Annotated in this window: 13 protein-coding genes; 5 read left to right on the top strand and 8 right to left on the bottom strand. The window is 71.8% G+C overall.

Translation table 11 applies throughout. The features are described from left to right. Positions 1 to 44 precede the first annotated feature (44 nt). Positions 45 to 332 carry a heavy-metal-associated domain-containing protein gene (locus MOV08_RS26805; RefSeq protein WP_039636271.1) on the bottom strand — a complete coding sequence of 96 codons (288 nt, stop codon included), beginning with the start codon at positions 330 to 332 and terminating at the stop codon, positions 45 to 47. A gap of 253 nt (positions 333 to 585) precedes the next feature. Here MOV08_RS26805 and MOV08_RS26810 point away from each other — a divergent pair, with 253 nt between their 5' ends. Both MOV08_RS26810 and MOV08_RS26815 read left to right on the top strand, forming a co-directional pair. Then, positions 586 to 1,266, top strand: coding sequence for a DedA family protein (locus MOV08_RS26810; protein ID WP_275309168.1), 681 nt, complete (start codon positions 586 to 588; stop codon positions 1,264 to 1,266). 30 nt (positions 1,267 to 1,296) lie between these two features. After that, on the top strand, positions 1,297 to 1,866 hold the full coding sequence (locus MOV08_RS26815) for a GNAT family N-acetyltransferase (RefSeq protein WP_275309170.1): 570 nt from the start codon (positions 1,297 to 1,299) through the stop codon (positions 1,864 to 1,866). Positions 1,867 to 1,988: 122 nt separating this feature from the next. On the opposite strand, the gene MOV08_RS26820 is transcribed toward MOV08_RS26815, so the two are convergent. Together MOV08_RS26820 and MOV08_RS26825 are read right to left on the bottom strand one after the other, a co-directional pair. Then, on the bottom strand, positions 1,989 to 2,840 hold the full coding sequence (locus MOV08_RS26820) for a sulfite exporter TauE/SafE family protein (RefSeq protein WP_275311904.1): 852 nt from the start codon (positions 2,838 to 2,840) through the stop codon (positions 1,989 to 1,991). A gap of 14 nt (positions 2,841 to 2,854) precedes the next feature. Further along, positions 2,855 to 3,889, bottom strand: coding sequence for a Gfo/Idh/MocA family protein (locus MOV08_RS26825; protein WP_275309171.1), 1,035 nt, complete (start codon positions 3,887 to 3,889; stop codon positions 2,855 to 2,857). Between the two features lie 408 nt (positions 3,890 to 4,297). Here MOV08_RS26825 and MOV08_RS26830 point away from each other — a divergent pair, with 408 nt between their 5' ends. Further along, the gene (locus tag MOV08_RS26830) at positions 4,298 to 5,380 is read left to right on the top strand and encodes a LacI family DNA-binding transcriptional regulator (protein WP_275309172.1); all 1,083 of its coding nucleotides are present in this window, start codon (positions 4,298 to 4,300) and stop codon (positions 5,378 to 5,380) included. An 89-nt stretch (positions 5,381 to 5,469) separates the two neighbouring features. Here the strand turns inward: MOV08_RS26830 and MOV08_RS26835 are convergent, their stop codons facing one another. From MOV08_RS26835 to MOV08_RS26855, 5 genes are all read right to left on the bottom strand, one after another. Further along, complete coding sequence (locus tag MOV08_RS26835) at positions 5,470 to 5,664, bottom strand: MerR family transcriptional regulator (protein ID WP_039636278.1); 195 nt, start codon at positions 5,662 to 5,664, stop codon at positions 5,470 to 5,472. A gap of 357 nt (positions 5,665 to 6,021) precedes the next feature. After that, a complete protein-coding gene (locus tag MOV08_RS26840) occupies positions 6,022 to 6,333 on the bottom strand; it encodes a peptidoglycan-binding domain-containing protein (protein WP_275309173.1) in 312 nt (103 codons plus the stop codon). A gap of 443 nt (positions 6,334 to 6,776) precedes the next feature. Continuing rightward, positions 6,777 to 8,267, bottom strand: coding sequence for a sugar porter family MFS transporter (locus tag MOV08_RS26845; RefSeq protein WP_275309174.1), 1,491 nt, complete (start codon positions 8,265 to 8,267; stop codon positions 6,777 to 6,779). A gap of 443 nt (positions 8,268 to 8,710) precedes the next feature. Continuing rightward, positions 8,711 to 9,748 (bottom strand): Gfo/Idh/MocA family protein, encoded by a 1,038-nt coding sequence (locus tag MOV08_RS26850; protein WP_275311905.1) that lies wholly within the window; start codon positions 9,746 to 9,748, stop codon positions 8,711 to 8,713. Positions 9,749 to 9,985: 237 nt separating this feature from the next. Next, positions 9,986 to 10,906, bottom strand: coding sequence for a sugar phosphate isomerase/epimerase family protein (locus MOV08_RS26855; RefSeq protein WP_039636282.1), 921 nt, complete (start codon positions 10,904 to 10,906; stop codon positions 9,986 to 9,988). Positions 10,907 to 11,339: 433 nt separating this feature from the next. On the opposite strand from MOV08_RS26855, the gene iolC reads away from it, so the two are divergent. Together iolC and MOV08_RS26865 are read left to right on the top strand one after the other, a co-directional pair. Continuing rightward, complete coding sequence (gene iolC, locus MOV08_RS26860; protein ID WP_039636284.1) at positions 11,340 to 12,332, top strand: 5-dehydro-2-deoxygluconokinase; 993 nt, start codon at positions 11,340 to 11,342, stop codon at positions 12,330 to 12,332. A gap of 90 nt (positions 12,333 to 12,422) precedes the next feature. Next, positions 12,423 to 13,310 carry a Cgl0159 family (beta/alpha)8-fold protein gene (locus tag MOV08_RS26865; protein ID WP_039636287.1) on the top strand — a complete coding sequence of 296 codons (888 nt, stop codon included), beginning with the start codon at positions 12,423 to 12,425 and terminating at the stop codon, positions 13,308 to 13,310. The last annotated feature ends 18 nt before the right edge of the window (positions 13,311 to 13,328 follow it).

A 13,328-nucleotide genomic window follows, 5' to 3' on the forward strand; every position in this document is an offset into this window, starting at 1 on the left:
GTCCTGCGCCTCGTGAAGGTATCGCGAAAGCCGCCGGGCCGGAATCAGGCCCGACCCACCAGCTCGTAGCCCGCCTCGTCCACTGCCGCGCGCACCGCGGCCTCGTCCAGCGGGGCCTGCGAGGTGACGGTCACCAGGCCGGTCGCCGCGACCGCCTGCACCGAGCTCACCCCGGCGATCTCGCCGATCTCGGACGACACCGCGCCCTCGCAGTGCCCGCAGGTCATGCCGGTGACCTTGTAGGTGGCGGTCACCGCGCCGACCTGGACGGCGGTGCCGCCGCCGGTGTTGCAGGAGCCTTCAGGGGTGCAGCAGGAGCTGTTCTCGGCCATGGGATTCTCCTTGTGGTGCCGTATGTGCCGACATGCGCCGGTGTGGGCGATGTGGCCGTTGCGCTCAGTGTGGTGCCCAAGTGGCCCGTGGGGCGCGATGGCGGCCGGTGTCGTCCTTCCGACTTTCGTCACTCTATACCCCCTAGGGGTATGGATCCAGTCCCGGGTGTCCCGAACCGCACGCGTTGCCGCCCACCGCGTCACGCGTCAGCCTGGATACGGACTCGGGGAGCGGATCCGAGGAGGCGGCCGGATGGACGGCATACTCGCCCTCTACGGCCTGCTGGCGCTCACCACCCTGCCGCCACTGGTCCCCAACTCCGGCCTGCTGGTCTCCGCCGGCGTCCTCGCCTCCGACGGGCGCGCCTCCCTCCCGCTCGTCCTGGCGATCGTCGCCGGCAGCGCCTTCCTCGGCGACGTGCTGATGTACCTCGCCGCACGACGGTTCGGCGGCCCCGTCCGCGCCTGGATGCTGCGCCGCCCGCACCGTCGGGCGGCACTCGAATGGACCTCCCGGCGGATCCGGCGTTACGGGGCGCCCTTCGTGGTCGCCGTGCGGTTCCTGCCCAGTGGGCGGATCGCCGGGGCGCTGGCCTCCGGAGTGCTGCGCTACCCGCTGCGCAAGTACCTGATCGGCGCCGGTCTCGCCGAGTCGCTGTGGACGGCCTACTCGATCGGCCTCGGCTACCTCGGCAGCGCCGCCGCCGGGAATCGCCTCTGCGCCGCCGGCATCGGCCTCTCGGTCTCCGTCCTCGTCGCCGCCGCCGGTGCCGCGGTCCAATGGGGCGCCCACCGCCGCGCGTTGCGCACCAGGGCCGGCCGCCGGGTCCCCGGCGAACCGCCGTGCCCCGACCGCGGAATCGGCCGCGAGGTCGGCTGTGAGGTCGGTCGGGAAGAGGGCGATGACCAGGCGTCATCCACCGCAGCGGTGTGACTGTCAGTGGTCGCCCGTAGCGTTGGGGTCATGACGACGGAACGGAAGACCCAAGCACCGCACGCCGCACGGCAGGCCGCGCCGCAGGTGCGGATCGAGCCCTGGACGGACGCCGGCCTCGACCTGCTGCGCCGGGCCAACGCCCCTGAGATGACCCGGCACTTGGGCGGCCCCGAGACCGAGGAGCAGGTCGCCCGGCGCCATCGCCGCTACCTCGCCGGCGAAGGACCGGGCCGGATGTACCGCGTCCTGCTCCTGCCGGAGGGCGAGGCCGTGGGCACGGTCGGCTTCTGGGAGACGCAATGGCAGGGCGAGGCGGTCTACGAGGCGGGTTGGGGCGTGCTCCCCGGGTTCCAGGGCCGTGGCATCGCCGTGGCCGCGGTCCGGCAGGTCCTCGCGGAGGCCGCCACCGAAGGCCGGCACCGCACCGTCCACGCCTTCCCCTCCGTGGCCAACGCCGCGTCGAACGCGGTGTGCCGCAAGGCCGGCTTCACCCTAGGAGGAGAGTGCGACGTCGAGTACCCCAAGGGCCATGTCATACGGGCCAACGAGTGGCGGACGGCGCTGCCGGAGGGGGCGGGCGGAGCCACGGCGCGCTGACGCCACCGCACCGAGCCGCCGCCGCGTCGCCCGGTCCGCATCGCCCCGCCCGCATCGTTCGCCCTCGTTGCTCGTCCGCATTGCTCGTACACATCGCCCCGTCCGTATGACGCGCGCCCTCTTCAGCGCAGCAGGTCGACGCTGGCCAGGGCCGTGAAGACGAGCACCAGCCGCTCGAAGACGCCCTGGTCGATGCGGTGCACCAGCGCTCGCCCGACACCCGCACCGACGACCACGGCGAGCGCCAGCAACCCGTCCAGCGCGAGCCCGTCCGCCGTGATCAACCCCAGCCCCACGCTGAACGGCACCTTGACGAGATTGACGATCAGGAAGAACCACGCACCGGTGCCCAGGAACCCGAGCACCCCGAAACCGGACGAGAGGAGGTACAGCGACATCGCCGGCCCCCCGGCGTTGGCGACCATGGTGGCGAACCCGGCGACCAGCCCGAAGAACACCGTCCGCACACGATGTTGACGGACCGTCGGAGCGTCCTCGGCGACGCCTTGCCGCCCCCGGTCCTGCCGGTCCTGGCCCTGCTCCGGCCCCTGCTCGCGCGCCCGAGCCCGGGAGCGGAACCGGGTCCGGGCCCGCTGCCACCCGTGGTGCACCGCGACCGTCAACAGCAGCACGCCGATGGTGCGCCGCATGACCACATCGCTGGTCCGCGCGACGAACACCACCCCGAGCACCAACCCGGCAGCCACCGACGGCAGCAGCCGGAGCAGCACGGCCCGGTCGGCGTGCCCGCGATAGGCACGGACGGCCAGCACATCGCCCACGAGCAGCAGCGGAAGGAGGACACCGGTGGACTCCCTGGCCGGGAGCACGGCCGCGAAGAGGGCCACGCTCAGCGTCGCCACGCCACCGACGGCGGTCTTGGAGACCCCCACCAGCAGCGCGGCGAGCACCAGCGCCACGAACGGCAGCACGCCCCACTCCGCCCCGGGGCCGGCCGCCAGCCGCTGCGTCATGACGTCGGCGCCGGTCACGCCGCGGGCGCCGCCTCGCCGCCCTCAGGGGCCCGGACGTCCGCGACGGCCACCGGCCGACCGGTCCGCCGGGAGCGGTCGCACGCCTCCGCGACGTACAGCGCCTCCAGCGCCTCGGCCGGGGTGCAGGGGCTGGGCGCACGGCCCGCGGCCACCTCGACGAAGACCGCCAGCTCGGTCACGTACGCGTCGTGGAACCGCTCCATGAACGTGGCGTACGGGGCGTCCGCCCGCTGCCAGGACAGCCTGGTCTCCGCGGACGGCAGCGGTGCCCGGTCGTCCAGGCCGACGAACCGGGCGCCCTTGGAGCCGCAGACCTCCAGCCGGACGTCATGGCCCGCGCCGTTGTAGCGGGTCGCGGTGACCGTGGCCAGGGTGTCGTCGTCGAAGCGCAGCAGCGCGGCGCAGGTGTCGACGTCGTCGCCCTCGGCGAAGAAGTCCGCGCCGCGGTTGGCGCCCTGGGCGTAGACCGAGACCACCTCGCGGCCGGTCAGCCAGCGCATGATGTCGAAGTCGTGGATGCTGCAGTCCCGGAACAGCCCGCCGGAGGTGGGGATGAAGGCCGCCGGCGGCGGCGACTGGTCGCTGGTGCAGGCGCGCAGGGTGTGCAGCCAGCCCAGTTCGCCGGAGCGCAACGCCTCACGGGCGGCGCGGTACCCGGCGTCGAACCGCCGCTGGAAGCCGATCTGCACGGGCACGGTGCCGGCTTCGGCGCGTTCCACGACGGCGCGGGTGCCCGGCACGTCCAACGCCACCGGCTTCTCGCAGAAGACCGGCACACCGGCGTCCAGGGCCCGGTGGATCAGTGCGGCGTGCGCGCTGGTAGCGGCGGTGATCACCACCGCGTCCACGCCCGCGGCGTACATCGCCTCGATGCTGTCGGCGGCCCGTACGCCCAGGCTGTCGGCGAGTGCGGTGGCCCGGGCGGCGTCCGCGTCGGCGACCACCAGCCCGGTGACACCGGGGACCTTCAGCAGGGTCGCGGCATGGAACGCACCGATGCGCCCGGTGCCGATGAGGCCGATCTTCATGGGGGTTCCCTTCGGGGGAGGGGTGGCGGGAGGCGGGTGGGGTGGGGAGAGGGGTGAGGGGGAGAGGGAGGGCCGAGGGGGCCGGGGCTGAGGGGGCCGACCGGGGCGGCGTCCGGAGAGGGCGCCGCAGGTGGGGCGGGCGGGCTTCCGGAAGGGGTGGGGCAGCGAACGTGGTGGTCGGGATCCGGGCGTAGGAGTTGGAACGGTCCAAGTGCTGCGTCTCCGGCACCCTGCATGTCCGTATGTCCGGATGTCAACCCCTCGGCGGCAGCCAACTCTGCGCACCGTCACCGAGCCTGGCGCTAGCGCTGGAGGTGGCTGCGCCAGTGGTGACGGTGGTGACGGTGGTGCTCAAGGTGAAGGTGCCCGCATTGACGGCGGCTCGACCCGGTGGAAGGATTTCCAGTCATGGAACGGTCCAATGACTCGCCGGGCGAGCCTTCCAAGGAGCGCTCCGGTGTAGACCGGCCTCCGACGATCCGTGGTGTCGCCGAGCGCGCCGGTGTCTCCAAATCGCTGGTGTCGCTCGTCCTCCAGGGCTCACCCCGGGTCAGCGAAGCCAAGCGACAGGCCGTCCTGGAGGCCATCGACGAACTGGGTTACCGGCCCAACGCCGCCGCCCGCAGTCTGGTCGCCCGGCGCACGCACACCATCGGCGTCCTGCTGAACGACATGCGCAACCCGTGGTTCGTGGATGTCCTCGACGGCCTCAACTCCCTGTTGCACGCCCACGGCCTGCGGATGCTGATGGCCGACGGCCGGCTGGACCGGCGTACCGGCCAGGAGTTCGCCCGCGCCTTCCAGGAGCTCCGGGTCGACGGCCTGGTCGTCGTCGGCACCCTCCCGGACACCACGGGACTCGCCGAGGTCGCCGAGCGGCTGCCGACCGTCATCGCCGGCAACCACGAACCCCGGCTGCCGCGAGCCGACATCGTCGCCAACGACGACGAGCGCGGCGCCCGCCTCGCCACCGAGCACCTGATCGGCCTCGGGCACCGCAAAATCGCCCATCTCGCAGGTCAGGGGCTGGTCGGCGAGCTGCGCCGGCGCGGCTTCGAGGCCGCGATGCGCGATCACGGGCTGGCCGCGAACGCCGTGGTGGAGAGCGGCGACGGGACGGAGGAGGGCGGTTACCGCGCCGCCGTACGACTGCTCAGCCCGGCCCGTGGCGGTCGCCGCCCCACCGCCGTCTTCGCGTTCAACGACCTCTGCGGCATCGGCGTGCTGTCCGCCGCCGGGGAACTGGGCCTCGATGTGCCCGCCGACCTCTCCCTCGTCGGCTACGACAACACCTACCTCTCCCGCATCCGCCACCTCTGGCTGAACTCCGTCAACAACGCCAGCCATGAGGTCGGTCGTCGCGCCGCACGCTGCCTGCTGGACCGGATGGCGCACCCCGACGCACCCGCCGACCATCAACTCGTCACCCCGGAACTGGAGATCAGGGGCTCGACGGCGCCGCCGTGGGACGGCGTCGGGGCGGCGCCGTAACGGAGCGGGTGGCGGGGTGCGGGCTGGCGGGCCCGGGCGCAGCCCGGCGGTCCTGGCGGATGCCGGGCCGTGCCCGCCGACTCAGGCGCTCACTGCCGTCCGCGATGGCCCGGGCGCCGCGCCACCCAGGCTCTGACGGTATCGGCGAACCAGTACGGTCTGCCGCCCTCCACCAGATCTGGATCCGGTAGCAAGCCGTGCTTGCGGTAGGAACGCACGGTGTCCGGCTGCACCTGGATATGGGCGGCGATCTCCTTGTACGACCAGAGCCTTCGATCGGTCATCTCTGCGCACCTCCTTGGCGCCGCACGCAGGGTCGGCCCGGCGAGCCGGCGGAGGGCTGCGTACGGCGGGGCGATCACTCACCCTGCGCCGGAACAACGACGGTGAGTGACCCTCGGCGAGGGGCTGTTGAAGGGCTGTGACGGAAGGCCCGCGCAACGGTGACAGCCGTGACAGGGGTGGGACGGAAAGATCACAACGGGGCGAACGGGGCGAACCGCACGGGCCGTCGCCGCCCGCCGGCTCGAACGTCGGTCGCCACGCGGTGAGGTGGCGGCCGATCCCCGTCAGGGAGACCGACCGCCACCTCGTGGTACGGCGTCAGGGACGCCTCGGGAATCAGGGACGGACGGGAACGATCAGGAGTACAGCGCCCGCCACGTCCCCGTGCCGACCTTGCCGTCGGCGGCCAGATGGTGTGCGGTCTGGAACTTCTTCACCGCGGTCCGGGTCTTCGCGCCGAAGTTGCCGGTCACGTCCGTCCAGGTCAGGTAGTGGCGGTTCGCCAGCAGGCACTGGGCCTGCCTGACGCGGTCGCCGTGCTGGCCGTAGACGGTCAGGGCGTTCCCGTTGTAGAACGCGCAGGCGGCAAACGTGGCGGGTTGCGTGGAGTCGGCCCGTCCGGCCGGGCCGGCGGCGACCGCCGGGCCGGTGAGCAGTCCGGCGGTCAACAGCCCCGCAGTCGCCGCGAGGGTCCCCGTACGCCTAAGGACCCGGCCGACGCCCCGCACGGCTCCCGTGCCGGTCGCGGCGCCCGTGGCATCGCTTGCGGCTTTGCTTGCCGCTTTGCAGGTGGCTTCGCTTGTGGCTTTGCTTGTGGCTTCGTCAGTGGCTTCCTTGAAGCCCGTTGTGTTGGCTTTCACGAATTCCATTGCTTCCCCCCGTTGGATGCGTTGGATGTGAGCGCACCCCTTTGCACGCGGGGAGGACGAAGTGTGGTTCCGAAAGGTGCAGGGATTGGCCGGAAGTGTCCCGGGAACCGTCAGTTCCGTTCATTCTGATCTTCCGTCACTTCCGCCACCTCAGCGCTCCCTTCGTTCACCTCGCTCCCTTCATGCCGTGCCGTCGCGCCGTCGTGCCGTCGTGTCGTCGTGCCGTCGTCCGGTCGGGTGGTTCAGCGGGATGCGCCCGGGGCGCTTTGCGGTGCGTTCTCCGGGGTGCTGTCCGGTGCGTTCTCCGGGGCGGCTCCTTGCGCTGTCCTGCGCAGTTCCTGTTCCAGGTCCTCCAGCGCCAGCCCCTTCGTCTCCGGGGCGTACCGCTTGCAGAAGATCAGCGAGAGCACGCACATCGCGCTGAAGAGCCAGAACGTGACCCCGGCGCCGACCGCGTCGAGCAGCACCGGGAAGACCAGCGCGACCGCGAAGTTGACCAGCCACATCACGAACACCGCCGCGCCCATGGCCAGTCCACGCACCTTCAGCGGGAACATCTCGGCGAGCAGCAGCCAGACGCCGGTGTTGAGGGTCGCCTGCATGAAGCCCATGTACAGGACCATCAGACCGAGGACCAGGTAGCTGACGGCGGTGGAGTGCGGCAGGTGGAACGCCGCCCCCAGCAGGGCCAGCGACACCGTCATCCCGGACAGTCCCCACAGGAGCATGGGACGCCGGCCCACCCGGTCGATCAGGGACATGCCGATCGCGGTGGCGACGACCGAGACGGCGCCGACCGCGATGGTGGCGGTGATCGCGGCGTTGGTGCCCAGGCCGGTCGTCGCCAGGATCTTGGGCGCGAAGTAGATGACCGCGTTGACGCCGGTGATCTGTTGGACGATCGCCAGCCCCATGCCGACCAGCAGCAGTCGTCGCACCCAGGGGAGCTGCAGTTCCCGCCAGGCGCCGCTCCGGGTGTCGGTCTCCAGGTCGCGGGCCTGTGCGATACGGGCGAGCTCGTCCGGGACGTCGTCGGCGGCCAGCGTACGGCGCAGCACCGCGGCAGCCTCGTCCTGCCGACCGCGACTGATGTACCAGCGCGGCGTATCGGGCAGGAAGAGGACGCCGAGGAACAGCGCCACCGCGGGCAGCGCGGCCAGTCCCAGCATCCAGCGCCACGCCTCCCAGTGGGCCAGTACGGCGTTGACGAGGTACGCCAGCAGCTGACCGCTGACGATCATCAGGGAGTTGAACGAGACCAGCCGGCCGCGGATGTGCGACGGTGCGATCTCGGAGAGGTAGAGCGGGGTGATGACGGAGGCGCTGCCGACGGCGAGGCCCAGCACGAAGCGCGCCACGGTCATGATCGGCACGGTCGGCGCCACCGCGACCGCCGCCGCCCCGCCGATGAACACCGCACCGGCCCACAGCAGCGAGTTGCGCCGTCCCAGTCCGTCGGACATCCGGCCGCCGATCAGCGAGCCGAACGCCGCGCCTATCAGGAGCGCGCTGGTGATGACGCCCTCGCTGAGGGATGTGAGGCCGAAGTGCTGCTCCATGAAGGGGAGTGCACCGGAGACCACCCCGGTGTCGTAGCCGAACAGGGCGCCGCCGAGCGCGGCGATGGCGGCGATGGCGACGATGAACCGCTTGGCGGCGGGGGATGGGGAGCCGGGGCGGCCGTGGTCCTGCCCTGCCCTTTCGGGCGTGCATGGACCGTGCGCAGTGGACATGGTGCGGCCTTTCGGTGGCTTGTTTGCTCGTTTGTGCGCGTCGGGTGGGCGCGGATGGCGCGCGTGAGGAGCGGACGGCCCACGCAGAAAGCGCCGACGGCGCGCGGCAACTGATTGCCGGCGAACGGGAAACACACAACGGGGGGCGAGCGGGGCCGGTCGGACCACGCTCGCCAGCCGTACGAACCGCTCCGCTACGGAGCCCCTTTCCCGGCGGCCTCGGCCCGCCCACAGGGGTAACTCGCCCGTAGCGGCGATTCATTCACGGTCGCATGACCCTTCGGGAGTCCTTTCCGGAGTCCTTTCCGGCGTCCCTTCCGGAGTCCTTTCCGGAGGTCATGGCTCTGCCGCGCTTCATAACTCGTCGACGAGCCTCGTTTTGAGCCCCATTTCGCCTCCGGGTCGCAGTTCGGCCACGGCCATGACGCGGTTGCGCCGCCCGCTCATCGATAGAGGTCCGGCCGCTCGATCAGCTCGACGACGACCCGGTCGCCGGTGGCCTGGGCCAGCACTCCCGCCTCGCACACCGCGGCCGCCGCATAGCCGTCCCAGCAGCTGGGGCCCTCGACCTCGCCGCGCCGGGTGGCGTCCACCCAGTGCTGCACCTGCCGGTCGTAGGCGTCCTCGAAGCGCTCCACGAAGCCGGGGGTGATGGTGCCGCCCCAGTGGCCCGCGGTGTTGACGTACACCCCGTGGTCGTCGCCGATCCGGGCGGTGCCGGCCTCGCAGACCGCCTCGCAGCTGACCTGGTAGCCGAAGCGGCAGTTGACGAAGAGCTCGGTGTCCACGACCTGGCCGCCCGCCGTCTCGAAGAGGATCAGCTGCGGGTCGCTCAGCCCCTCCGGCGCGTTGTCGGTCGGTGCCGGCCGCAGTACGCGTACGGCGGTGATCTCCTCGTCCAGCAGCCAGCGGGTCACGTCGATCTCGTGCACCACCGAGTCGTTGATCATCATCGCGTTGGTGAAGCCGGGCGGGGTGTCGACGTTGCGGTGCTTGTTGTGCAGCATCAGCGGGCGGCCGTAGGCGCCCTTGTCCAGCAGGGACTTGAGGGCGCGGTAGCCGGCGTCGTAGCGGCGCATGAACCCGACCTGGACCCGCCGGTGGCCCAGCTTCTGCTCGGCCTCCAGGACCCGCAGCGCGGAGGCGGCGTCGGGGGTCAGCGGCTTCTCGCACAGCACCGGCAGGTCGCGGGCGAAGGCGTCGAGCAGCGCCGCCTCGTGGGCCGGGCCGGGCGAGGCGATCAGCACGGCGTCCACGCCGGGATCGTCCATGGCGGCGGCCGGTTCGGCGTACGCGGTGGCTCCCTCGATGCCGTGCGCGAGCCGCTCCGCCCGGCCGGCGTCGATGTCGGCCACGGCCGCCACCCTGGCCCCACTGATCACGTCATTGATGCGTCGCACATGGTCGGCCCCCATGCGCCCGGTCCCGATGACCGCCACGCCCAGCGTCCCGCGCGAACCCTGCGCACCCGTCTCGCCCATCTCGCCCATCCGTCCCTCACGCCCTTCGTCGATCTCGTCGTCCCTGTCCATGTGCCACGCGTCGTCCTGCGCCACGCGTGGTCCTGCGCCACGCGTCGTCATGTGCCACGCGTTCTTGTGCGCTGCGCGCTCGGTGCGGCTCGCCTGCCGTCCTCCCGTTCTCCCCGTTCTCCCCGGCCTCCCTGTCCTCCTCGTCCGCCACGGGCCTCCCGTGGGCGGTGGAGCACAGGGCGTCGCTCACGCCCCGCAGGACCGCAGGAAGCGGCGCGTCCGCTGGGCGATCGGGAACGGCTGGTCGGGCGGGCAGGGGTACATGTCCTGCTCGACGATGGCGAAGAGGTCGACGTTCAGCTCCTGGGCGGCCTCCAGGACGGGCGGCAGCGCCGGGACGCCCAGCGGCGGCTCGCACATCACGCCCTGCTGGACGGCCGGGCCGAACGGGGTGCCCTTGGCGACGACGTCGCTGAGGATGTCCGGGTCCACCTGCTTGAGGTGGAGGTACCCGATGCGCTCTCCGTAGGTGCGGATCAGCTTGACGCTGTCGCCGCCGCAGTAGGCGTAGTGGCCGGTGTCCAGGCAGAGGTTGACCAGGTCGGAGTCGGTGACGTCGAGGAAGCGCTCGACGTGCTCCTCGGTGTCGATGTGGGTGTCGGCGTGCGGGTGGACGACGATGTCCAGGCCGAACTCGTCGCGGACCCGCTTGCCCAGCCGCTCCATGCCGGTGGTCAGGTGCTTCCACTGCTCGACGGTCAGCTCGGGCGACTCGATGATCTCGGCGGTCTTGTCGTCCCGCCAGAAGGAGGGGATGACGACCAGGTGCTTCGCGCCCATCGCCTGGGTGAGCGAGGCGACTTCAAAGACGTGGGTCCAGGTCTTGTCCCAGACGGACGGGCCGTGGTGCATCGACGTGAAGATGGTGCCGGCCGAGACCTTGAGGCCGCGCCGGGAGGTCTCCTCCCGTAGGGCGGCGGGGTCGATGGGCAGGTATCCGTAGGGGCCGAGTTCGATCCACTCGTAGCCGGCCTCGGCGACCTCGTCCAGGAAGCGCTGCCACGGGACCTGCTGCTCGTCGTCGGGGAACCAGACGCCCCAGGAGTCGGGGGCGGAACCGATGCGGAGGCGGTCCAGAACGGGCGAGGCGGCACGGGGTGCGGACATGCTGCGGCTCTCCTCTCGCCGGTCGGCGATGACCGGGAGGCACTGGGGTGGGTTGTGGGGCACAGCCTCTCTGCCGCCCTGGGGAGTGTCAAGACTTCGTCCTGACATAAGGACTTAAGGACTTGACGGGACGAGGGCGGCCCGGGCGGCCCTGGTGCCCCGGGCGGCCCTCGGGGCCCAGGTGCCCCAGGTGGCCCTGTTGGTGCCGGCGGCGCGGCGGGTTCGATGGCCGGGATGGGGTGGCTGACGTCATAATGTAAGGACAAACTGTTGACAGGGTTTGTGGCTGGCCGTTAGACCTTTGGTCGGAGCTGGAACCGGCGGGGAGAGTCGGTTCCGATCGACCGACCCGTCGCGCCGGCCTCCCCCGAACCCTCGGATCCGCCCGAGCGGGGAACCCCACCGCCGCGCCGGGCGACCCGAAGGGGCGTCTATGACCGAGCCGTACGACCTGATCACCATGGGGCGCATCGGGGTGGACATCTACCCGTTGCAGACCGGGGTGTCGCTCGCCCAGGTGGAGACGTTCGGGAAGTTCCTCGGCGGGTCCGCCACCAATGTGGCGGTGGCGGCCGCTCGGCTGGGGCGTCATAGCGCCGTCATCAGCCGCACCGGACAGGACCCGTTCGGGGAGTACGTCCATCAGGCGCTGCGCGACTTCGGCGTCGACGACCGCTGGGTGACCCCGGTGGCGGACCTTCCCACGCCCGTGACGTTCTGCGAGATCTTTCCGCCGGACGACTTCCCGCTCTACTTCTACCGTCGCCCCAAGGCCCCCGACCTGGTCATTCACCCCGAGGAGCTGGACCGGGAGGCGATCTCCGCGGCCGGGATCTTCTGGATCACCGGCACCGGCCTGTGCGAGGAGCCGAGCCGCGGCGCCACCCTGGCCGCGCTGGAGGCCCGGGGCCGCAGTGGCACCACCGTCTTCGACCTCGACTGGCGGCCGATGTTCTGGGGCGGGGAGGGCGGCGCCTCCGGGGACGGCGGGGCGACCGGGGCCGCCGCGATGGCCGCCGCCCGCCCGTACTACGAGGCCGCGCTGAAGCATGCGACGGTCGCGGTCGGCAACGTCGACGAGGCCGAGGTCGCCACCGGCCTCCGGGACCCGAAGGCGTGCGCCGAGGCGCTGCTGGAGAGGGGCGTGGAACTGGCCGTCGTCAAACAGGGGCCGAAGGGGGTGCTCGCCGTCCACCGGGACGGACGCACCGCCGAGGTGCCGCCCACCCCCGTCGAGGTCGTCAACGGGCTCGGGGCCGGTGACGCGTTCGGCGGGGCGCTGTGCCATGGGCTGCTGGCCGGTTGGGAGTTGGCGCCGATGATGCGTTACGCCAACGCCGCCGGGGCGATCGTCGCCTCCCGGTTGGCGTGCTCGTCCGCGATGCCGACGGCCGGCGAGGTCGAGGAGTTCCTTGCCGGGCGGTGAACGGGGCGCTCGCTCGTCCCACCCACCCCTTCTCCCGCCCCTTCCGTAAGCCCCGCCCCCACTCATGTCCTCAAGAAGGTGAGTTGAGCCTTGACTCCTCGGATCAGTGACCTCCCGACGCTGCGGGCCCGGCATCCCGAAGCCGTCGCGGAGGCCGCCGCCCGCCGCGCCCGGCGCCCGCTGCTCGGCGACAACGGCCGACTGATGATCGTCGCCGCCGACCATCCGGCCCGGGGTGCGCTCGCCGTGGGCGACCGCCAACTGGCCATGGCCAACCGCCTGGACCTGCTGGAGCGGCTGGTCCTGGCGCTGTCCCGGCCCGGTGTGGACGGGGTGCTGGCCACCGCCGACATCCTGGAGGACCTGCTCCTCCTCGGTGCCCTCGAAGGCAAGGTCGTCATGGGTTCCATGAACCGGGGCGGCATCGCGGGCGCCTCCTTCGAGATGGACGACCGCTTCACCGGCCACCGTCCCCAGGACATCGCCCGGCTCCGCTTCGACGCGGGCAAGCTCCTGCTGCGCATCGACTACGACGACCCCGGGTCGCTGACCACTTTGGAGGCCACCGCCCGGGCCATCGACGCGATGGCGGAACGAGAACTCCCCACCTTCGTCGAACCGTTCCTCTCCCGACGGGTGGACGGGGTGGTGCGCAACGACCTCAGCCCGGAGGCCGTCACCCGTTCCGTCGCCATCGCCTCCGGCCTCGGCGGCACCTCCGCCTACACCTGGTTGAAGCTCCCCGTCACCGACGACCCCGAGGCGATGGCCCGGGTCTGCGAGACGTCCACCCTGCCCGCCGTTCTCCTCGGCGGCGACGTCGGCGGGACCGTGGCGGAGCAGGAGGCCGCCTACGAGAAGTGGCGCAAGGCGCTCCGGCTGCCGACCGTGCACGGCCTGGTCGTCGGCCGCTCGCTGCTCTACCCGGCGGACGGCGACGTGGCCGCCGCGGTCGATACGGCCGTGGGGCTTCTGTAGTCGTGGGACTTCCGTAGC

The organism is Streptomyces yunnanensis, from assembly GCF_029011865.1.
Lineage (GTDB): Bacteria > Actinomycetota > Actinomycetes > Streptomycetales > Streptomycetaceae > Streptomyces > Streptomyces yunnanensis.